20 protein-coding genes are annotated in these 22,123 nt (G+C 39.8%); 10 read left to right on the forward strand and 10 right to left on the reverse strand.

Features of this window, described 5'->3' with window-relative positions; translation table 11 throughout:
• Complete coding sequence (locus tag ABMQ40_RS09060) at positions 1 to 1,113, forward strand: LptF/LptG family permease (RefSeq protein WP_370898755.1); 1,113 nt, start codon at positions 1 to 3, stop codon at positions 1,111 to 1,113.
• Here the strand turns inward: ABMQ40_RS09060 and ABMQ40_RS09065 are convergent.
• Complete coding sequence (locus tag ABMQ40_RS09065) at positions 1,107 to 1,820, reverse strand: biotin--[acetyl-CoA-carboxylase] ligase (RefSeq protein WP_370898757.1); 714 nt, start codon at positions 1,818 to 1,820, stop codon at positions 1,107 to 1,109. The genes ABMQ40_RS09060 and ABMQ40_RS09065 overlap by 7 nt on opposite strands.
• An 87-nt stretch (positions 1,821 to 1,907) precedes the next feature.
• Between ABMQ40_RS09065 and rsfS the strand changes: the two genes are divergently transcribed.
• From rsfS to ABMQ40_RS09090, 5 genes are all read left to right on the forward strand, one after another.
• Positions 1,908 to 2,276, forward strand: coding sequence for a ribosome silencing factor (gene rsfS / locus ABMQ40_RS09070; protein ID WP_370898759.1), 369 nt, complete (start codon positions 1,908 to 1,910; stop codon positions 2,274 to 2,276).
• Between the two features lie 16 nt (positions 2,277 to 2,292).
• Positions 2,293 to 4,308 carry an ATP-dependent zinc metalloprotease FtsH gene (gene ftsH / locus ABMQ40_RS09075; protein WP_370898761.1) on the forward strand — a complete coding sequence of 672 codons (2,016 nt, stop codon included), beginning with the start codon at positions 2,293 to 2,295 and terminating at the stop codon, positions 4,306 to 4,308.
• Positions 4,309 to 4,443: 135 nt separating this feature from the next.
• On the forward strand, positions 4,444 to 5,025 hold the full coding sequence (locus ABMQ40_RS09080) for an LUD domain-containing protein (protein ID WP_370898763.1): 582 nt from the start codon (positions 4,444 to 4,446) through the stop codon (positions 5,023 to 5,025).
• A gap of 24 nt (positions 5,026 to 5,049) precedes the next feature.
• Positions 5,050 to 5,922 (forward strand): phosphatidate cytidylyltransferase, encoded by an 873-nt coding sequence (locus ABMQ40_RS09085; protein ID WP_370898765.1) that lies wholly within the window; start codon positions 5,050 to 5,052, stop codon positions 5,920 to 5,922.
• Between the two features lie 4 nt (positions 5,923 to 5,926).
• Complete coding sequence (locus ABMQ40_RS09090; protein WP_370898767.1) at positions 5,927 to 6,580, forward strand: phosphatidylserine decarboxylase family protein; 654 nt, start codon at positions 5,927 to 5,929, stop codon at positions 6,578 to 6,580.
• A 46-nt stretch (positions 6,581 to 6,626) separates the two neighbouring features.
• On the opposite strand, the gene ABMQ40_RS09095 is transcribed toward ABMQ40_RS09090, so the two are convergent.
• From ABMQ40_RS09095 to ABMQ40_RS09110, 4 genes are all read right to left on the reverse strand, one after another.
• The gene (locus ABMQ40_RS09095) at positions 6,627 to 6,974 is read right to left on the reverse strand and encodes a DUF1801 domain-containing protein (protein WP_370898769.1); all 348 of its coding nucleotides are present in this window, start codon (positions 6,972 to 6,974) and stop codon (positions 6,627 to 6,629) included.
• Between the two features lie 5 nt (positions 6,975 to 6,979).
• Positions 6,980 to 8,848 (reverse strand): ABC transporter ATP-binding protein, encoded by a 1,869-nt coding sequence (locus ABMQ40_RS09100; RefSeq protein WP_370898771.1) that lies wholly within the window; start codon positions 8,846 to 8,848, stop codon positions 6,980 to 6,982.
• Between the two features lie 52 nt (positions 8,849 to 8,900).
• Positions 8,901 to 9,821 (reverse strand): M28 family peptidase, encoded by a 921-nt coding sequence (locus ABMQ40_RS09105; protein WP_370898773.1) that lies wholly within the window; start codon positions 9,819 to 9,821, stop codon positions 8,901 to 8,903.
• 163 nt (positions 9,822 to 9,984) lie between these two features.
• The gene (locus tag ABMQ40_RS09110) at positions 9,985 to 10,374 is read right to left on the reverse strand and encodes a DUF4293 domain-containing protein (RefSeq protein WP_370898775.1); all 390 of its coding nucleotides are present in this window, start codon (positions 10,372 to 10,374) and stop codon (positions 9,985 to 9,987) included.
• A gap of 146 nt (positions 10,375 to 10,520) precedes the next feature.
• Here ABMQ40_RS09110 and rho point away from each other — a divergent pair, with 146 nt between their 5' ends.
• Both rho and ABMQ40_RS09120 read left to right on the forward strand, forming a co-directional pair.
• Positions 10,521 to 12,323 (forward strand): transcription termination factor Rho, encoded by a 1,803-nt coding sequence (rho, locus tag ABMQ40_RS09115; RefSeq protein WP_370898777.1) that lies wholly within the window; start codon positions 10,521 to 10,523, stop codon positions 12,321 to 12,323.
• A 178-nt stretch (positions 12,324 to 12,501) separates the two neighbouring features.
• Entirely contained in the window at positions 12,502 to 13,098 is a 597-nt protein-coding gene (locus ABMQ40_RS09120) for a superoxide dismutase (RefSeq protein WP_370898779.1), read from the forward strand.
• 53 nt (positions 13,099 to 13,151) lie between these two features.
• On the opposite strand, the gene ABMQ40_RS09125 is transcribed toward ABMQ40_RS09120, so the two are convergent.
• Positions 13,152 to 13,574 carry a DUF6146 family protein gene (locus tag ABMQ40_RS09125; RefSeq protein WP_370898781.1) on the reverse strand — a complete coding sequence of 141 codons (423 nt, stop codon included), beginning with the start codon at positions 13,572 to 13,574 and terminating at the stop codon, positions 13,152 to 13,154.
• A 45-nt stretch (positions 13,575 to 13,619) separates the two neighbouring features.
• Positions 13,620 to 14,819 (reverse strand): endonuclease/exonuclease/phosphatase family protein, encoded by a 1,200-nt coding sequence (locus ABMQ40_RS09130; protein WP_370898783.1) that lies wholly within the window; start codon positions 14,817 to 14,819, stop codon positions 13,620 to 13,622.
• 236 nt (positions 14,820 to 15,055) lie between these two features.
• Here ABMQ40_RS09130 and ABMQ40_RS09135 point away from each other — a divergent pair, with 236 nt between their 5' ends.
• Complete coding sequence (locus ABMQ40_RS09135; RefSeq protein WP_370898785.1) at positions 15,056 to 17,791, forward strand: carboxypeptidase regulatory-like domain-containing protein; 2,736 nt, start codon at positions 15,056 to 15,058, stop codon at positions 17,789 to 17,791.
• A gap of 9 nt (positions 17,792 to 17,800) precedes the next feature.
• Complete coding sequence (locus ABMQ40_RS09140) at positions 17,801 to 19,903, forward strand: DUF5689 domain-containing protein (RefSeq protein WP_370898787.1); 2,103 nt, start codon at positions 17,801 to 17,803, stop codon at positions 19,901 to 19,903.
• 200 nt (positions 19,904 to 20,103) lie between these two features.
• On the opposite strand, the gene ABMQ40_RS09145 is transcribed toward ABMQ40_RS09140, so the two are convergent.
• The 3 genes from ABMQ40_RS09145 to ABMQ40_RS09155 are packed head-to-tail and all read right to left on the reverse strand — an operon-like array spanning position 20,104 to position 22,101.
• Entirely contained in the window at positions 20,104 to 20,574 is a 471-nt protein-coding gene (locus tag ABMQ40_RS09145; RefSeq protein ID WP_370898789.1) for a DUF6702 family protein, read from the reverse strand.
• Between the two features lie 57 nt (positions 20,575 to 20,631).
• The gene (locus ABMQ40_RS09150) at positions 20,632 to 21,381 is read right to left on the reverse strand and encodes an LOG family protein (RefSeq protein WP_370898791.1); all 750 of its coding nucleotides are present in this window, start codon (positions 21,379 to 21,381) and stop codon (positions 20,632 to 20,634) included.
• A gap of 6 nt (positions 21,382 to 21,387) precedes the next feature.
• On the reverse strand, positions 21,388 to 22,101 hold the full coding sequence (locus ABMQ40_RS09155; RefSeq protein ID WP_370898793.1) for a nucleotidyltransferase family protein: 714 nt from the start codon (positions 22,099 to 22,101) through the stop codon (positions 21,388 to 21,390).
• Positions 22,102 to 22,123 lie beyond the last annotated feature (22 nt).

Here is a 22,123-nt window from a genome sequence, read left to right on the forward strand (position 1 = left end):
ATGCTCAAGATTATAGACAGATATATCATTAAAAAATATCTTGGAACTTTCAGTTTCATGCTGATATTGCTGTCTATCGTTGTATTGGTCATTGATGTCCAGCAGAAAATACCCAGGATAGAAAATGCCAGGGCCCTGGATCCGAAGCTGGATCTGAATTATTTTCTTGTCCATTTCTATCCTTTCTGGATCATCAACCTGGTAATGACCTTTCTCTCTATCCTGGTTTTTATTTCAGTAATCTATTTTACCTCCAGGATGGCCAATAATACGGAGATCGTTGCGGTGATCAGCAGTGGGGCAAGCTTCCACAGATTTGCAAGGCCTTATCTGATCACATCCCTTCTTATCGCAACCCTTTCGCTTGTGGTGAATCATTTTGTCCTGCCATGGGCCAACATTAAAAAAAATGAGCTTGAAGCCTATACTTACAGCGCGACCAATAAGGAGAAACTATTGGGGACTGCCCCCGTATCCGCACAACTAAGCCGTTCGGAATACATCTTTATCAATTCCTGGAATAAAAGAGAAAAAAGAGGTTCCGGTTTTATCTTCCAGCGGTTTGATAAAAACAGAAGGATGACCTATGAGCTCAAGGCTAATGATGTTTATTGGGATAAGGATAAAAAGCAGTTTGTTCTCAACGGATATCTTGAAAAAACCATTAATAAGGATGACACTGAAAAGCTCAATAACGGATTTGATCTGAAAAAAAGCTACGGGCATGCTCCCGAAGAGCTTTTCCCGAATGAGCTGCTGGGACAGAACAAAACCACTCCGGAATTGTTGAAATTTATCCAGAGGGAAAAAGAAAAAGGGAACAGCAACCTGAATGCCCACCTTAATGAGCTGTACCAGCGTACGTCAATGCCGGTTTCCATCATTATTCTGACATTTCTGGCATTGTCCCTTTCTTCTCAGAAAAAAAGAGGGGGCCTGGGGATCAACCTCGCTATAGGAATTTCTCTGGCATTTATTTTCGTATTTTCCTTTGAAGCTCTGAAGGTGGTTTCGGAGAATAAAAGCATGTCTCCTGCCCTGGCCATGTGGTTCCCGAACCTTATATTCTTACCGATCGCCTTATACCTGTACCTGAAAAGGGCCAATCAGTAAAGAAGCTTTATCTCTTTGTGATAAAAAGATCTCATTCCCTCTTCGAACTCTATCCACAGCTCCCCTTTCTCATCGGCGTATCTGATGATGCCATTTTGTCTTTCTTTTTCAAGTTCAAAGACCGAGATTTCGTCTTTCCGGAACAACCTGGAATTGAACTCAGTTATGATTTCCTGTCCGGAAGGGATGTTTTTTAATCTGCTGACCAGATATTCATGAAGCTGTTCTGCAAAATCATTTAAATCAAACTTCTTCCCGGTTTGGGTAAACAGTGAGCCTGCATTGGAGATCTCGGTAAATTTTTCCTGAAGTACATTAAATCCGGCCCCGATAATAAAATAATTATTCCGGTTAATTTTTTTCTTTTCAATTAAAATTCCGACGATTTTTTTACCTTTAAGAATAATATCATTCGGCCATTTAATCGTGACGGAAGTTTCAGTCAAATTGGCAAGAAAATCTCTTATTATACTTGCGGTATAATAATTGAATAAACTATCAGGAATATTAAAGTTCAGGACGTTTACGGCCAGTGTGTAAGCCAGGTTTTGTTCAGGAGCAGACGCCCATGTATTTCCGTACTGCCCCCGGCCTTTAGTCTGGTTGAATGTATATAAACTTACAAAGTCTGACTCTTCATAAAGTAAAAATCCAGGGATTTCGTCATTAGTAGAAGAACATTCTTTTAGGTAAAACAGCTCGCTCATTTAAGAAAACTTTAAGACTTTCAGTGCCTAAAAGTAAGGCTAAAGTAAAGAAAAAACAATAAATTTGCAGATTATAGTATTTTTTTAATGAATAAAACAGCAGAAAAGCAAGAATTATTAGATAAAATCGTTGAGGCTATCCAGGATGTAAAAGGAGAAGATATTATGATCTTTGATCTTTCAAACATCGAAAATTCAGTGGCGGAAACGTTTGTGATATGCAGTGGAAACTCCAATACGCAGGTAGCGGCTCTGGCCGGAAGCGTGGAGAGAAAAGTAAGAAACGAACTCAGGGAAAGGCCATGGCACGTAGAAGGTACGGAAAATGCGATGTGGGTCCTGGTAGATTATGTTTCAGTAGTCGTTCATATATTCCAGAAGCAGGTACGTGAGTACTACGATATAGAGGAACTGTGGGGTGATGCTACGATCACCAAAATCGAAAATGAATTTTAAATTTTAAAAAAGATAGATGAACAATAAAGGATTTAACTGGTTTTTTCCGATTGCGATCATAGCTCTTTTGTTATTTTTCGGATCCAATTTTTTAGGAGGCGATAATGCAAAATCTATAGATGAAGATGAGTTCTTCACAATCATGCAGGCGGGAAAAGTTCAGAATGTATTGATATATAAAGACACAGAAAAGGCTGATGTATTCCTTACCCAAGCTGCAAAAACGGAACTGGTGAAGAAATCTGCCAGGAAAAATGATCCGTTTTCAGCATTTGAAATGGCCCCAAAAGCCGACTACACCGTAAAATATGGAGACCTACAGCTTTTTCTTCAGAAATTTGATAAAGTAAAAGCGGATAATCCCAATATTAAAACCACCAAAGATTACGGGGCAGGGAAAAGCCCGTTCACGGATATTTTGGTTTCAGCATTGATATGGATTGCGATATTAGGATTATTTTATTTCCTTCTTTTCAGAAAAATGGGCGGCGGCGGAGGCCCTGGCGGACAGATTTTCTCAATCGGGAAATCCAAAGCGAAGCTTTTTGATGAAAAGGAAAGAATCCAGGTGACTTTCAAGGATGTTGCCGGATTGGAAGGCGCCAAGGAAGAAGTTCAGGAAGTGGTGGATTTCCTTAAAAACTCTGAAAAGTATACCAAGCTTGGAGGAAAGATTCCAAAAGGTGTTCTTTTGGTAGGTCCTCCGGGAACAGGTAAAACATTGCTTGCAAAAGCTGTTGCCGGTGAGGCAAAGGTTCCGTTCTTCTCCCTTTCGGGTTCAGACTTTGTAGAAATGTTCGTAGGGGTAGGTGCATCCAGGGTAAGAGACCTTTTTGCCCAGGCTAAAGCCAAATCCCCGGCCATTATTTTTATTGATGAAATTGATGCGATCGGACGTGCCAGAGGAAAAAATAATTTTTCCGGTGGAAATGATGAAAGAGAAAACACCCTGAACCAGCTTCTTACGGAAATGGATGGTTTCGGTACCGACACCAACGTTATCGTAATGGCAGCAACCAACAGAGCGGATATTCTGGATAAGGCCTTGATGAGAGCAGGACGTTTTGACCGCTCTATTTATGTAGACCTTCCGGAGCTTCATGAAAGAAGACAGATCTTTGATGTTCACTTAAAGAAGATCAAGCTGGATGACAGTGTAGACAGAGAGTTCCTGGCCAAGCAGACTCCGGGCTTCAGTGGTGCGGATATCGCAAATGTTTGTAACGAGGCGGCGCTTATTGCCGCAAGGAATAACCATACCTCAGTAACTAAACAGGATTTCCTGGATGCCGTAGACAGAATTATCGGTGGTCTTGAGAAGAAGAACAAGGCGATCAAGCCTTCCGAAAAGAAGAGGGTAGCTTATCACGAAGCCGGGCATGCCACTATTTCATGGTTGGTAGAACACGCTTCACCGCTTTTAAAAGTAACTATTGTTCCTAGGGGACGTTCTTTAGGAGCGGCATGGTATCTTCCGGAAGAAAGACAGCTTACAACTACCGAGCAGATGCTGGATGAGATGTGTGCCACCTTAGGAGGAAGGGCTGCAGAACAGGTTATTTTCAATAATATTTCAACAGGTGCCCTTTCTGACCTGGAAAGCGTGACGAAAAGAGCCCAGGCAATGGTAACGATCTATGGCTTGAGTCCGAATATCGGAAATATCTCTTATTACGACAGTTCAGGCCAGTCTGAATATTCTTTTGGGAAACCTTATTCTGAAGAAACTGCTACAAAGATAGATGCTGAAATCAAATCTATCATTGAAAACCAGTATGACAGGGCAGTAAGGATTCTTACAGAGAATAAAAGCAAGCTGGATGCTCTTGCCAACAAGCTTTTGGAAAAAGAAGTTATTTTCCGTGAAGACCTGGAAGAAATATTCGGTAAAAGAGCATGGGACCCTGAATTGACAGAGAAACCTGTAACGAATACGATTCCCGGAGAAAAAGAGCAGCAAGAGCAGACCGCAATGAAGGAGAAGGAGGAAGAAAGCGAGATTCAGGCTCCGGAAAGCCCTACACAGCTTTAAGACTTAATACGTAAAATGAATAATAAAAACCTGGTAACCTGAATTACCAGGTTTTTTCATATTTAAGCGCAGTTTTTTAGAATCTATATAATTAATTTTTTATTTTTGTATAAAGTTGACTAAAAATAGATTAAGTTGAATTTATTCAAGAGGATTGTAAGCAAACTTACCAACCAGCCTGAAGAAGAGGAAAAACAGAGTCTGGAAAAGCTTGGGGATTCGTTGAAAAATGCGGATCTTGATTATAAGTTTGCCCAATTATTTACGCATTCGGGGGGATTTTTTAATTATTGTGCGGATGAAGCGGAGGCTCTGCAGACTTTGAACCAGATCATCAGGATAGAAGGGATACAGCATGTTTTTTGTTGGGATAAAGATCTTCAGAATTTTCTTAATGTGGTAAAGACACCTTATACCTCAGAACTGGAGCACTCCAATGATGCGGCCTTTATCACCTGTGAATATCTTATTGCCTATGATGGAAGGATTATGCTGTCTCATAATAATATTCTTCACTATCATTCGTCAAGATTGCCCAATAAAATTATTATTATGGCCAATGTTTCCCAGATCGTAAGCAATCTTAATGATGCCATGGGAAAAATAAAAAGAAACGGGAATATCAAGAATCTGACTTCCATCAGTGGCAGTCAGTCAAAACTGGATAATTCCTCCAATACCAATACAAAGCTATTTTTGCTGCTGCTTGAAGATTAAGCAACAACTTCTAAATTTTAAATTTTGGACAAAAATCTCATTCAAAGGACCGTTTCCGGGATTATTTATGTTGCAGTTATTATCTTTTGCACGACTCCTCTTGGGGCGCAACTGATCAACAGCATTTCTCCCGGCCTTATTCAACAACAATATTTATACTATGGGCTGATCACACTTCTGTTAGGGATAGGTTCCTGGGAATGTTTCAACATCATGAAATTTGGAAGAAGCTATGAAAGATGGGTGGTGTTTCCCCTTATCGCTTTTGTATTTTATATTTTTTCCAAAAGATACTTTCATTACGATTTCTTTTTTGATTTCAGGCTAAGTGAGATACTGGCATTGCTGTTAATTTTAATTGCCGTAATTACTCTGTTCAAATATCCCAACGAACTTTATTACGACAGTGGAAAACTTATTTTTACGGTGATCTATGTGGCGCTTCCGTTTGGCTTTGCCCTGGGACTGCCAAAATTTTCAAGATTTGATGACAGGTTCTCTCTGGAAGTGCTGTTCCTGTTTATTCTGATCTGGAGCAGTGATACCTTTGCTTATCTGGTGGGACGCTTTTTCGGGAAACATAAAATGGCACCCAAGATTTCTCCTAAAAAAACCTGGGAAGGGTATATAGGAGGAGTAGTGCTGACGCTCGTCCTGTCTTATTTTATTGAGCAGTATCAGCAGGACCTCCGGGGCAACTGGATGGTGGTGGGATTTCTGGTCGCTGCATTTGCACCGGTAGGAGACCTTGTGGAAAGTCAGCTTAAAAGAAATTTCGGAGTGAAGGATAGCGGAAATATTATTCCGGGGCACGGAGGCGTTTTAGACAGGCTTGACAGTTTTTTAATCTGCGTTCCTGTCGTATATTTGTACTTTATTCTAGAAAAATTTATTTAAACTCATGAAACTACACAGAGAATCCAAAGGAACGATTGCCGTAGCAACGATACTTTTCATCATTATTGGTGCGCTGGCCATCTATTTTCTTAAAATATGGTCACTGTTGATCATCATGCCATTATTGGTTGTTTATAGTCTGGTATTTTGGTTTTTCAGGGTTCCGGACCGTGATATCCTTGAGCACAGGGAAAACGTAGTGGCGCCTGTTGACGGGAAAGTAGTGATGATCAAAGAAGTCGAAGAAAATGAGTTTTTAAAGGAGAAAGCGATTCAGGTTTCTATTTTTATGTCACCACTGAATGTTCATATCTGCAGGTATCCTGTTTCAGGAAAAGTGATCTATAAAAAATATCATCCTGGGAAATATCTCGTAGCATGGCATGAAAAGTCATCTACAGAGAACGAGAGGACAACTGTTGCTGTGGAAAGCATGACGAACCATAAAGTAGTTTTCAGGCAGATCGCGGGGTATGTGGCGAGAAGAATTGTCTTCTATTGCAATGAAGGAGATGAGGCTAAAGCAGGACATGAGTTTGGCTTTATTAAGTTCGGTTCCAGAATGGATGTCTTTCTGCCGCTGGATACTGAAATTATTTGTAAAATTGGGGACATTACCAAAGGAGGTCTGGATGTTATTGCAAAATTGAAGGACTAAGCTAACAATAAACAGAAAAAAAGAGAAAAGGTAATTTTCTCTTTTTTTATTTTATATAACTTTTTACTTCATTAATTAAGCTTAAAATAAACTCCAGGGGCAGGTCTTTTTCAGGATCTATTAAAAGGATCTTAAACTTTTTTCTGTTTTCCTGGATGAGCTCAGGATATTTCAATCTGTCACCGTGATAGAAGCTTATATAGTGCTTTTTAAACTTTTTGCTGTAATACAGGTAGCACAGCATTTTCTTTTTGTATTTGAAGAAAGGAAGGCCGAAGCTGAAGGTTTCCGAAATGTTTTGAGTATCAGACTCCAGTATTTTTTTTCTTAAAAACAGGAGGATGCTTCTTGCAGGTTCTTCAATTCTGTAGAAATACTCTTGTATCGGATTCATCTGAACTAGTCGAAATTCTGTAACTCCACAAGCTTATGGTACATTCCTTTTTTAGCGATGAGGTCATGGTGAGTTCCCTGTTCTATAATATCTCCTTTTTCCATAACGATGATCCAGTCTGCTTTTTGTATAGTGGAAAGCCTGTGGGCAATAACCAGGGAGGTTCTGTTTTCCATCATTTTTTCCAAAGCATCCTGAACGAATCTTTCTGATTCTGTGTCCAGGGCCGAGGTAGCTTCATCGAGGATCATGATAGGAGGATTTTTCAGCACTGCTCTGGCAATGGAAACCCTTTGCTTCTGGCCTCCGGAGAGCTTATTTCCGTCATCTCCGATATTGGAATCATACCCATCGGGAAGTTGGGAGATAAAGGAATCTGCATTGGCTATTTTAGCCGCGGCAATTACCTCTTCTCTCGTAGCATCTGGTTTACCCATCAAAATATTATTGTAAACGGTATCATTGAATAAAACAGATTCCTGGGTCACCATTCCTAAAAGCTGGCGGTATTCCTTCAGTTTTAGATTTTTTAGGTTGACTCCGTCAATTAAAATTTCACCTTCGCTTACATCATAGAATCTTGCTAAAAGATTGGCAATGGTGGTCTTGCCGCTGCCGCTCTGGCCTACAAGAGCTACTGTTTTCCCTTTTGGGATTGTGATTGAAAAGTTTTTGAGGATGATATTGTCCTTATCATAATAGAAGCCAATATTTTTAAATTCGATCTGGCTTTTAAGGGTGGAGATGGAAATAGGTTCTGCGATTTCCTCCACCCTGAGGTCATAATCGAGAACTTCGGAAACTCTTTCCAGACTCGCCATTCCGCCCTGGATGGAGGAAATGGAGTTGGAAAGCTTTTTCGCAGGATCCAGGATCTGAAAAAACAGCCCGATGAATGCCAGGAATGTTACCGGGTCATCATTGGTTCCGTTGATGATATTTAAACCGGCAAACCAGGTGATCAGGAGAATGGTGACAGATCCCAGAAATTCGCTCATCGGAGAGGCCATTTCCCGCTTTCTGCTCATCCCGATCGCATATTTCTGCCATTGATTGGTAGTAGTATTGAACCTGTTCTTTAATATTTTATCCGCATTGAATATTTTAATTACCTTCGAGGATTTCAGGGTCTCATCCACAAGCGAAAACATATTCCCCAATTCTTCCTGAGCAGCGGTGGCCTGCCTTTTCAGGCTTTTACCTACCCATGAAATAATCAGCCCCATAATCGGGAAAACAATTAAAGAAAACAGGGTCAAATTGCCATCAAGCAGAAATAATGTAATTAGTGTTCCGACGATCATGAAAGGAGCATTGATCAGATCTACAAGGGCTCCCATAATTCCTCCTTCCACAGCTCCGATGTCATTTGATATCCTGGACATCATATCTCCTTTTCTCTGCTCAGTAAAAAAAGATACCGGAAGCTTAAGAAACTTATCGTACATGGCAGTCCGTAAATCTTTGGTAATGCCTACCCGGTAATTCACCAAAAGATATGCACCCAGGTATCTGAACAGGTTTCTTAATAAGAAGGCAAAGGCCGTAATGATACATAATATGGCCAGAACGTAAGTGCTTCCATGCTCATTAATGTTGATCTGGATTTTATAGTATGCCATTTCCTTCAGGTAGTCAAAATATTGACCAATATCCCCGATATATCCGAAGATACTGTCATCATTACCCTTATAAACAGGGTGTTTTGTGGTATCAATGGCTTTGTCAAGCTTAAACAGAATCCTCAGGATCGGCAGCATGGTGATCACTGAGAATATACTTAATAATGAATAAAGTATGTTGAACAGGATACTTCCAAAAAGGTATTTTCTATGAGGTCTGGCGAAATATAATATTCTTTGTAAGGGTTTCATTCAATGAAAAATTGGATAGCAAAATTACGTAAAATTAAAAGATTAGATGCTTCTAATTAAATTTTACTTTATCGTTATACTTTGGGGAAAAATTGTCAGGATTTAATTTTTCCAGGGTTTCTCCCAGGTTATTGATGATCTTGGTTAAATTATCAAAATCTACAACATGTATATCGTCATTTTCCCGATGATAATGTGTAGCTTTGGTCATGTCAACCGTTGAAAAGGAATGGGCAATGATTTTCTTCTTTACGAAATTTACGTTGTCTGATCTGTAAAATAATTGCTCTCCGGCATAAGGGTCAGGGTATATTTTTAATCCGTTTACGGCGTTTTGATTAACAATCTCATCAAGATCAGAAAATTCGTCGCCGGTCATAAAAAGGGCGTTTTTTCCGAACTGAGATTCGGTGGCCACCATTTCAAAGTTGAAAAGAGCGGAAAGACTGTTATAAATATTATCCAGATTTTTATCTTCTGAAATAGCCTTGGATCCCAGCATGCCCTTTTCTTCCCCGTTGAACGCCATGAAAACCATTGAAAATTCAGGCTTTTTATTCTTAAAATAATCAGAGATTCCTACCAGGGCGGTAATTCCGCTAGCGTCATCATCTGCGCCGTTGTATATATTGTCTCCCGTCTTATCGCTGGTTCCGATATGGTCGAAATGGCCTGAAAATCCCAAATATTTATTGGTCTTCCCCTTTTTTATGCCACAGACGTTATAGGCGGTCTTTCCATTATATTCAAAAGGGACCAGGTAAGAGTTTCCGGTACAGTATTCCAGATTGTTTTCCTTGAAAAGCTTTGCGATATAACGGGCTGCATTGTCATTTTCAGGTGTTCCGATCTCCCGGCCTTTCATTTCATCCGAAGCAAGCGTGGAAAGCACTGTTCTGATTCTGCTTGTGGGAACTTCCTGAGCGAAACTGAATACAGATAGGAATAAGGTAAGATAAGTAAGCTGTTTCATAAAAATGGAATTATTCATATACTATCTGTCGCAGGATTAGGCAAAATGTTGCAGCAGCAGGTAAATTTTAACATACAGGCCTCTTATGATGTAAGTCGGGACCGGATGAAATAAAAAACAGCTTCTTAGGGAAGCTGTTCTCACTCAAAAAATCGTTGTAAGGTTATCGAAGTCTGTCTACAGATTTTACGAGCCTTTCATCTTTACGGATATATACGTTTGCAATAAGCAGACAGATAATCGCAATCAATGAAAAAACCGGCTCAATACCCTTCTCAGGAAACTGGATTCCTCCGGATAAGTTGAGTAGCCAGTACCCCAATACACCAATCAACAAAACGTTTATAATAATGCTGACCGTATTCAGCAATATTTGTCTTTTTCTGTTTTTAAAGCTGAATATGCTGAGCAATCCAGCCAGAACAAGTACTATACAGCTTATATCCAGCACAGGAATATTGCCAAAAACAGCGACATCCTGCCCCGTAACGTACAAAAAGGCAGCAGCTAAAACTGCCAGAAAGGTCCATATAGTCTGTATTCTTTGAAGCATGAATATTAAATTCCTGGCAAAAATAGCATAAATTTTGCATAATTCAAAAATAAGTGTAGCTTTGCATTATACAATGTATACTTGAAAACAAAAGTCACCGGACTTACTTTTCTTATTCACAATTAATTACATTTTTTACATTAAATATGTTTAACATTGAAACGTTAAGGTCAAAATCCGTAACGGAATTGACTAAAATCCTAAAAGATTTAGGCGTTAAGGTTGCTAGAAACAGCAATGAAAATGACAAAATCTTTGCAATTCTTGACTTTCAGGCTTCTAATCCTAAAGTTGCTAAAGATTATTTCACCGCCACAGAAACCAGTACAAATACTGAAGAAAAAACAGCAGAAAAACCTGTAAAAGCCCCTGCCAAAAGGACTGCCACAAAAAAGACGGCAAAATCAAAATCCGAAGCAAAGACTCCGGCGGAGACCGGGCCCAAAGCTGAAGAAAAAGTAGAGGAAACAATTTCCAAAGAGATACAACCTGAAGAAATAAAAGCCGAAGCGCTCGTAGATGAAACACCAACTATGACGCCGGCCAAGAAGAAAAGGAAAAGAATCTCTGCCAATGCAAACCATGCAGAAATATCCCAGGAAAAGCCAGACGCTCCTAAAAACACAGAACCTCAAGAATCTGCTCCCGCAGAAGAAAAGCCAAACATCCCTCAACCTCAGGCTAAGTCTCAAAGAGGACACAATAATCCACAGAACGGTGGAAATCAGCATAAAAACCAGCAAAACCAGAATCAGAACCAAAACCAAAACCAGAATCAGCATAGAAATTCTGAAAAAGCCGAAGAACAAGCCGAGCCTAAGAAAGAGTTCAACTTCGATGGTATGGTTAGTATTGAAGGGGTTTTGGAGATATTACCGGATAACTACGGATTTTTACGTTCGTCAGATTTCAGCTATATTTCCTCTCCCGATGATGTTTATGTCTCCACTGCTCAGATCAGGAATTTCGGGCTGAAAACCGGGGATACCGTAAAAGGGATTGTAAGATTGCCCAAAGAAGGAGAAAAATATTTTTCATTATTAAGGCCTACTGAAGTCAACGGACGTGATTTGGCGTTTATTAAAGACCGTGTGGCCTTTGAATATTTAACTCCGCTTTTTCCGGAAGAAAAATTCAATCTTGCCGGTAATGGCTCTACAGTCTCCACCCGGATTGTGGATTTGTTTGCCCCGATCGGAAAAGGTCAGAGGGCAATGATCGTTGCGCAGCCTAAAACAGGTAAAACAATGTTGTTAAAGGATATTGCCAACTCCATTGCTGCCAACCACCCCGAAGTTTATATGATGGTACTCCTGATAGATGAACGTCCGGAAGAGGTTACCGATATGGAAAGAAGTGTAAATGCAGAAGTGATAGCATCTACCTTTGATGAAGCGGCGGAAAAGCATGTGAAAGTAGCTAACCTTGTTCTGGCAAAAGCCCAGAGGATGGTGGAATGCGGGCATGATGTGGTTATCCTGCTAGATTCAATCACGAGATTGGCCAGGGCTTATAATACGGTTACTCCGGCTTCAGGTAAAGTGCTTTCGGGAGGTGTAGATGCTAATGCCCTTCACAGGCCTAAAAGATTTTTCGGAGCAGCGAGAAAGATTGAGGGAGGAGGCTCCCTGACGATCATTGCGACGGCCCTGATTGATACGGGATCCAAAATGGACGAAGTGATCTTTGAGGAATTCAAGGGAACAGGGAATATGGAGCTGCAGCTTGACAGGAAAATCGCCAATAAGAGGATTTATCCTGCCATTGACCTCGTTGCTTCCAGCACCCGTAGGGATGATCTCCTCTTAGATGAAGTTACTTCACAGAGAATGTGGATATTAAGAAAATACCTTTCTGAAATGAATCCTGTGGAAGCTATGGAATTTGTTGACAAAAATATCAGAGGTACCCTGAATAATGAAGAGTTCCTGATGTCTATGAATAAATAAATTAATTTAATATTGTTAAATGGAAAGCACAGATTTTTTTAAGTCTGTGCTTTTTAATTCCAATCTGTGAGAGTTTAATTAAAATATCAATGTTAAAGATTTATTAAAGTAATGTCCATTTTTTGAAGATAGGTCAAATATTGGCTAAATTTGAATAATAACATTAAAAATAAAAATTATGTCATTTGAATTACCAAAATTAGGATATGCTTATGATGCATTAGAGCCGACTATTGATGCGAAAACTATGGAAATCCACCACACAAAGCATCATCAGGCATATATTGACAATTTAAATAAAGCCATTGAAGGAACTGATTTAGCAGGAAAAACTATAGAAGAGATCTGTAAAACAGGTACAGATAAGCCAGCGGTAAGAAATAATGGAGGTGGACATTTTAACCATTCTTTATTTTGGGAAATCTTAACTCCCGGGGGAAGTAAAGAGCCTGTAGGTAATGTAAAAGCTGCCATTGAAAACTACGGAGGCTTTGAAAAATTCAAAACTGATTTTTCCGAAGCGGCTAAAACAAGATTCGGTTCCGGCTGGGCCTGGTTAATCAAAAACAGGGACGGCTCCGTATCGGTTTCTTCCACACCTAATCAGGATAACCCTCTTATGCCTGTTGCCGATGTGAAAGGGACTCCGGTTTTAGGGCTGGATGTTTGGGAGCATGCATATTATTTAAACTATCAGAACAGAAGACCTGACTATGTGGCAGCTTTCTTTGATGTAGTTAATTGGGATAAAGTTGAAGAGTTATATAACAAATAATTTCCAAACTATTATAAAAATGAAAGGTTCAGAATATTCTGGACCTTTTTGTTTTATCTTCTGTAAACATCGGCTCCGCTGAGATTGTTCATCCTTAAGCCATATTTCCAGTTAACATAAGCAAAAACCTGGTATAGCTTATACTCAAATTTTAAACCGTAGTTTTCATTTGGATCATAATCAATGGATGACTCGATGATGTTTCTGTACCTTCCTGAAAAGTAATAGGAGTTCCACTCGTTTACCAAAAGTATATTTTTATTTTTTAGATACGCTTCCGAATATTGGCTTATCGGTTTTGCAATGGTATTCAGAAAATAATCAAACTGAGTGTCCAATACGGTAATATCCCATTCTCCGTCCTCATTTTTAGAAGGCTTGATCTCGGATTTTTCCTTTTCGCTTTTAGGCCTGTCTTGTGAGGAACAGCTAAAAGGAATGAAAATAAGAAGTATTAATACGATCAAATTTTTCATAACTTCTGTTTTATAATAAAGACACACCAATAAGGGTGCCTTTCTTTATTTTCTGATGTATTCTTTTTGAACTATTGAAACTGCAGGGAAGTGGTCACTGTATCCTCCTGTGAATCTGTCGCCATCCCAGGAACGGAAAGGATAGCCTTTAAACTGTCCTTCCTTGTTGACCAGATAGGACGGAGCATAAATTTCAGCTTTATAAATAGAATAGGTGGGAGTGAGCTTTTCCGGAGAGTACAGGTTTCTTGAAACAATGATCTGATCGAATAGGTTCCCCGAATCCCTGTAGGCCAGCGATGCTACACCTGCTTTATATAATTTATACATTAAATTGTAATAAGGGTACTGATCTGATAATTCTTTGGGATCACCTACTGCGGAAAGGTATTTTTTCAGACTCGGGCTTACGGGATCATCATTGTAATCCCCCATTGAGAATAGCTTTATGCCTGGATTTTCTGCAGATACTTTGTCCATTTCATTCTTCAATACAGTAGCAGCCATGTTTCTTTTGGCTTGGGAAACGGCTTCGCCACCTCTTCTGGAAGGCCAGTGATTCATGAATATGCCTGCTTTTTCTCCGTCAAGCAGTCCGATAGCCACAACAATATCCCTGGTATATTCCCTTTTTCCGTCCTCATCAAAGATTTTTATTTCTTTTTTATAGGAATTCAAAACGGAAAACCTTGCTTTCTGATAAATAATGGCCACATCAATTCCCCTGGCGTCATAGGAATTGAAATGAACGATACCGTAATTGCTTTTTGCCAGAGCCGGCTGTTTGATCAGGTCTTCAATAACCTGCCTGTTTTCCACCTCAATAAGCCCGCAGATGACAGGATTGTCATTGGTATATTGTCTTCCTAATTCTGAAATTACTTTAGCTTCGTTGGCTAATTTCTGGTTGTAAAACTTTGTTCCCCATCTCTTAGGGCTGTTCATGGTAAATTCATCTGCCAGGACTTGCCTGCGGACCACCTTTTTTCCTATTAACAGATCATCGTTCCATTCTCCTTTATAATCCTCAGTGATTTCAAGATATTGAAGGGAGTCGAGGGGAACGCTTCTGTGAAATCTGGGATCAGAAACCGGTAATGTTCCGTCAATATAATCTGCAGAAGGGATGGTATCCCAAAGGTTTTCAACATTCAGAAAAGCGATGGCGGCTCTCCTCACCTGTCTCTGTTGAGAAAATACAAGCCCAAAGCAGAAAATAGCAACAGCAATTAAATATTTTTTCATATTCTTAGTATATTTCGGAAAATTAAGGAAATAAAATTACTAATTTTATATCAGAATGAAGTTAATTAACCTTAATATGTGGCTTTCTACTATTGATGTTAAATGGGAGCTTTTTTTGCAATAAATAGCGCTTGTTAAGAAAATTAATAGAATAAGGGCTTAAAAACACACGATATAATAAAAATAATTCTAAATTTATTATCCCTGAATAAGGAAGGGACAAAAAAATAATTATTATGATGAAAAAACTATCCCTAATCTCCTTGTTTACATTATTGCCTGCGTCATATTACTTTGCGCAAACCACTGTTTTCGCCTATGTAAAAGATCAGGACGGTAAGCCCCTGGAGAGAGCAGAAGTAGATCTGGCGGAATCCAGCGATGACCTCACCGCGGATAAAATCGGGTACTTCCAGTTTGTAGACTTAATGCCCGGCCATTATCTTATTACTGTTTCCAAACCGAATTATGAATCAAAAATTGTAGAGTTTGATGTAACTGCTGACGAGAAGAGAAAAGATTTGGGTGTTATTACACTCAATTACAATCTGGGGACAGATGCAGGAGTGGTAGTAATTGATGACTCTGCCAATGACACTGAAGACGGAGGCTCTGCCATGCAGCCTACGGTAGGGCTTTTAAGCTCAGGAAGAGATGCTTTTCAGAATGTATCCGCGTTTGAGCTGGGAGCTTACTGGTTCAGGCCCAGAGGTGTAGACAACAGATATGAGGATGTGGTTTTCAACGGGGTGTCCATGTCTAAGAATGATGACGGGAAGATAGATTTCAGTAACTGGGGTGGACTGAATGATGTAACGCGGTATCCTTATGAAAATGTAGATAATATTACTCCTTCAGAATACACTTTCGGTAATTTGGGAGGAGTGATGTATTATAATACAAGAGCTTCTTTTTATAGGAAACAGACCTCATTAGCTTATTCTTTCACCAACAGGAGCTATATGCAGAGGGCTTTGGCAACCTATTCTTCCGGTCTTACCAAAGACGGATGGGCATTTACCTTTTCGGGGAGCCGAAGATGGGGAGACCGGGCGATTATTGACGGGGTTTATCAGGATGCTTATGCCTATTTTGGCTCTATTGAAAAGAAGTTCAGTGACAGGCATTCCATCAACCTGACCGGTTTCGGATCTCCTACATACAGGGCTTCTAATTCTCCGAATACCCAGGAGGTTTATGATATCATGGGTAAAAATTATAATTCGTACTGGGGATGGCAGGATGGTGAAAAAAGAAATTCAAGAATCAGAAAAGTGTTTGAGCCTATATTCATGCTGACCGATTATCTGAAGATAGGAAAAAACTCAAACTGGATCAATACAATATCTTATCAGTTCGGAAGCGATGCAAGAAGCAGATTAGACTGGTTTCATGCACCTGATCCGAACCCCACCTATTACAGAAAGTTGCCAAGCTACGGGATCTATACAGAAGATGAATTCAGACAAAATGCGCAGATTGACTGGGCTTCTCTTTATAATGCCAATTACCTGAATCTTAAGGATATGAACGGTAAAGACAGAGGAGCGGTGTATACTGTGGTGGAAGATGTAAATAAGGATAAAACCTTTAATTTCGCTTCCCATTTCGACACCAGGCTGGAGGACAACTGGAAATTGAATATCAACTTCAATTATCAAAATTTAAAATCGGATAATTTCAGAAGAATCAAAGATTTACTTGGGGCTAATTTTGCTTATAACCTGAATGCTTTTGACAATGATGTAAGGTACAATATTGATGACCCCAATGCAGAGGTAAGGAAAGGAGACAGAACGCAGTACTCTTATGAGCTGACTAGAAATCAGTACTCCTTAAACATTTCATCTGAAATAGATTTTACAAAATGGAATGTGATGGCTTCCATTTTCTCCTCCTATTCCGAAGCTTACAGGGAAGGGGATTACAGAAGTTACCGGTTCCGGAACAATTCCAAAGGGAAAAGTGCAATTTATGATGCTCTGGATGCCGGAATAAAGGCAAGGGTCACATATAAAATCAACGGTAAAAACTTTATCGTTTACAACGGAGCCTACTTTAGTCTGGCACCTACCCTGAATGAGATTTATATCAACCCGAGAGTTGTAGACTTTGTCACTCCCGGAGTAAAAAACCAAATGATCAATTCCAATGAATTAAGTTATATCCTGAGGGGCCAGATTTTGAAGCTCAGGCTTACGGGATACTATACTACCATTAACAATTCTACTGAGATCGCAAGATATTATGCGGATGTGAATGACGGTACAGTGGGGTCTTTCAGTACATTAGTCAATGAGGCGATGACGGGTGTGAATAAAAGATATGCAGGTGTGGAATTAGGTTTTGACCTTAAGATCACTTCTACTTTGAATGCTATAGGTGCCGCAAGTGTCGGTGAGTATGAATATACCAACAATCCTGATGTTTCCACCTTTGATGATCTTAATGAATTCAGAGGTACTGATCAATGGGGACAGGCCAATATTAAAGGGTATAAAGTTGCCGGAACCCCTCAAAAAGCCTTCTCCTTAGGATTAAAGTATAATTCACCGAAGTACTGGTGGATAGGCGCCTCGGCTAATTATCTGATGGATCAGTACCTTGACTTTTCAGCATTGAACAAAACCCCGTACATGTATACCAATCCTGGTACGGGAGATCCCTATCCTGGAGTAACCCCTGAGCTTATCCGGCAGCTTACGGCACAGAGGAAATTTGGTGACCAGTTTATGCTGAATGCCAATGCAGGAAAATCATTTCTTTTAGGAAAGTACAGGATGGGGGTCAGCATTTCGGTAAACAATATCCTTAATAACAGGAACTATGTAACAGGCGGATTTGAGCAGGGCAGGAATGTGAACTTTCCCGAGGCTCTCGAGGATTTTCAACGGCCAATTCCGTACTTTGGACCAAAACTATGGTATGACAGAGGGACAACATTCTTCACCAATGTTTATTTAAGATTTTAAAAAAATACTATGAAAAAATATAATTCCATTCTTACCTGTATTTTCATTGTTCTGGCCTCCCTGATAATAACGGGATGTGTACATGATGATCAATATGATGAACCGGATCTTAAGAATTTTCAATGTGCTGACCTTACAGCAACGATGACTCTGGCTGACGTAAAAGCTAAGTTCACGAACAATACCACTTACGTTTTTCCGGATAATTCCACGGATATTATTGAAGGTTATGTTTCTTCAACGGACGAGACAGGAAACATCTATAAAACCATCTATATTCAGGATAAACCTGAGAATCCTACACAGGGCTTTACGCTTAGTGTAGATATGGTGAGCACCTATACCCAGTATCCGCAAGGCTCGAAAATATATATCAAGCTGGCCGGCCTGGCAGTGGGAACCTACGGAAATGTTGTTCAGCTCGGGGTTAAGGATCCTGCCTCAACACTTCCCAATGCTGTGGCCAGGATCCCTGAAAAACTGGTTCCTGCCCGTATTTTCAGATCCTGCTCGGTAAGGGAAAAGATAGTGCCTAAAGTAATGACGTTGGCCCAGATGGTCTCCGCAAATGATCAATATCTGGGATGTCTGATCCAGGTCAACAATGCTGAATTTGACAGCAGGGTATTATGTACGAACTATGCTCCGAACGGTGTCTCCGCAGACAGGCAAATCAGAGATGCGAGTACCACTACGGCAAGGGTGGTAAGAAACAGCGGCTATGCATCGTTTGCAAACCAGATCATGCCTGCGGGGAACGGTAAGTTTGTAGGTATTTACAGCAAATTCAACTCTACCTATCAAATGTACATCAATAAGGTGACCGATCTTGAGATGAATAATTTTCCCCGTATAGACGGCATTACCGCCAACCCTTGCCAGTTCAGCAGTGCCGGCCTTACCCAGAAAACCATTGCCGAAGTAAAGCAAATGTATACCGGCGGAGACTGGACCCAGATTACAGGGGATTATTATGTGAAGGCTCAGGTAACGGCTAATGATGAAACTGGAAATCTGTTCAAATGCATATACATTCAGGATGCCACCGGAGGATTGAGGTTTAACATCAATAAAGCCGATCTGTTCCAGGATAACCGTTTCAGGGTTGGCAAGGATATCTACATCAAGCTTAAAAACCTTTATGTAAGGAATGTAAACGGAGAGATCCGATTGGGTGGCTTATACAACAACAATACCGAGTTCGGAGGTATTGAGGAAGCGGATATCTATAAAAGTGTTTTTGACAGTAATGAGCCGGCAAGAGCGGTAACTCCTACGGAAAGAACCATTTCACAACTTACCGTTGCCGATGTGGGAAAGTGGATCAAAATAAAGGACTTGGAATTTATTGATAGTGATCTTGGCAAGACATATACGGATGGAACCAGTACAACCAACAGAACATTGCACGATTGCTCCGGAAATACCATTATCTTAAGGACAAACGGGCTGGCAGATTTCGGTACCAGTACTACTCCCATAAAACCCGGTTCACTGGAAGTAGACGGAGGAAAAGGGGATGTCTATGCAATATTGAGTATATATAACGGGACTTACCAGCTATGGATCACAAAGCTTACAGATATAGATCTGGATAATCCCAGATGTGATGGTACCGTGTATGTCTCTTTAGAAACCATTTTCAGTGATGATTTTTCATCAGGCCTCTCCAACTGGACTGCCGTAAACGTATTGGGAACCCAGGTATGGGGAACCTCAAATCAGGGAAACGGATCTAATTATTATGCTGTAATGAATGGCTATGCCTCAGGGAATAATGCCAATGAAGACTGGCTCATTTCCAAAGAAGTGAGCCTGGCAGGCAAATCGCAGGCTGTTATGAACTTTACATCAGATGTAAGATATGCAGGAAATGCATTACAGGTATATGCTACGGATAATTATACCGGAAATCCTGCCACTACAACATGGGTGCAGCTGCCGGCAACTTTAGATACAAATAGCGCAGCGTATGGAGATTGGGCCGGCTCAGGAAATGTAAGCCTGAATGCATTTTTAGGCAAAACCATAAGAGTTGCGTTCAAATATACTTCCACCACATCGGCGGCAGCCACATGGGAAATAGATGATTTTAAAATAAAAGCCAATTAAACAGGCTATATATCATATTGAAGGTGAACAGTCTTGTTCGCCTTCTTTTTTGCTAAAGAAATAAAAAGAAGTTCGGCTGTACTGCCGGAGATTGAATAATACCTTAAAAAGTAACCGTAACTATCCGGGCCGGTGTTTCATAAAAAATAAAAAACCATCGCAATTCATTGCAATGGCTCCTATAATTTAAACCTTAATGTTTAAAAAGATACTTCGTTAACTTCTTTTCCCCGCTGGAAATTCATGGTTTTCTGATTTCCTTTGTAAGCAATGTTTACTAAGTTGATCTGTTTAGGAAAAGAACTTAAAAGTATCGTATTTTTAATTTTCAGAGTATTGATTTCAGAAACTCCGCTGGTTTCAAAATATACCCATACTGTTTCTCCGCTTACCTGACTTCCTGTGAAGGTTATGGTTTTTGGCACTCCGTTTACATACACATCAAAATTATTGTTCACATATTTTTTTACTTCTGCTTCAAATCCTGCGGTATTAGGATTTATTTTTATGGCATCTGAAATATGGCTTGTATTCATTTTTGTAGTAAACTTCAATGTCTTGCTTCCGTCAATATAGTCCACTTTTGTCATTGAAGAGAAAAAGTCTACATACATAAAACTCATTAACACAAAAAATGTTAAAATCCCCGATATATATAAAATTTTTTTCATCTTAATTAATAGATTTACAATCATGTTGTTAAAAATAAGTCACAAATAACATGCCAATTAAAAGTTTACATTTACAGAATACTTATCATAAAATGCTTTGATGTGGGCTACGGCTTCATCAGCTGTATCCACTACGCGGTAAAGGTCCAGGTCGCCTTCGGAAATCATTTTGTCTTTTAACAGGGTGGCTTTGAACCAATCCAGCAAACCGCTCCAGAATTCTGAGCCTACCAGCACAATAGGGAATCTCCCGATTTTTTTGGTTTGTATCAGCGTTAAAGCTTCTGTGAACTCATCCAATGTACCAAAGCCTCCGGGCATTACGATAAACCCCTGGGAGTATTTTACGAACATTACTTTCCGCACAAAAAAGTAATCGAAATTCATTGAATAAGATTTATTGATATAGGGGTTAAAATGTTGTTCGAAGGGCAGATCTATATTCAGGCCGATAGACTTCCCCTTGGCATTAAAGGCGCCTTTGTTTCCGGCCTCCATTATGCCGGGACCGCCTCCTGTAATGATCCCGAACCCGATTTTAGTGATCTTTTCAGCAATATCTACGGCTATCTGGTAGTACTTGCTATCAGGTGCCAGCCTTGCTGAACCGAAAATAGAAACACAGGGGCCTATTTTAGCTAATTTTTCATATCCGTCAACAAATTCAGCCATTACCTTAAAAACCATCCAGCTGTCTTTGGTGATTGTTTCGTCCCAGGTTTTTTGTTTGAAACTGTTGTGTAGTTTTGTTTCATTAATATCAAGCTCCGGATTTACCAGACTTTCATCTCTTCCGTCAATTTCCATTACCAGTTATTTAAAATGTTTTTCGGCTTCAGCTACAGATTCCGGCCTCCCTACATCTATCAAAATGTTCTCATGTACAAAGCCATGTATATGCTCAGTATGCATCAGATCCAGATATTCCTCCATAACAGAAAATTTGCCTGTTCTTTTTATTTTATTAAAGATAACAGGATTGATGCAGTGGATGCCACTGAAGGCAAGGGGCTTAAATCCTTTATTGAACTCTGCCAGCCTTTGCTCACCGGTCTGCACATTCAGCCAACCCCTCAAAACCATATTGTCATTGAAAAGCAGCTTTCTCGAACTTTCCCTGTCGGAGACAGCTAAAGTAGCAAAATCTTTTATCTTCTTGTGATAATCCACCAAAGCCGTGATATTTAAATTGGTGAGTATATCAGCATTCATGATTAAGAAATCCTCTCCATGATCAAGGTACTTTCTAGCAAAAATCAAACCACCTCCGGTCTCCAGCAATTCTTTCGTTTCATCCGAAATCTCAATATTGCAGTTGAAATTATTGTTTTTCCTTAAAAAATCAATGATCTGTTCTCCAAAATGATGGATATTGATCACGAAATCATTTATCCCAAAACTTTTAAGATAATGGATATTTCTTTCTAAAAGAGGGATACCATTAACTTTTGCCAATGCTTTAGGATGGTAATCTGTGAAAGGTTTTAAACGGGTGCCTTTGCCCGCAGCAAAAATAAGGGCTTTCATCTTTTTACAATTGGGTACGTAA

The organism is Chryseobacterium gossypii, assembly GCF_041361455.1.
GTDB lineage: Bacteria > Bacteroidota > Bacteroidia > Flavobacteriales > Weeksellaceae > Chryseobacterium > Chryseobacterium gossypii.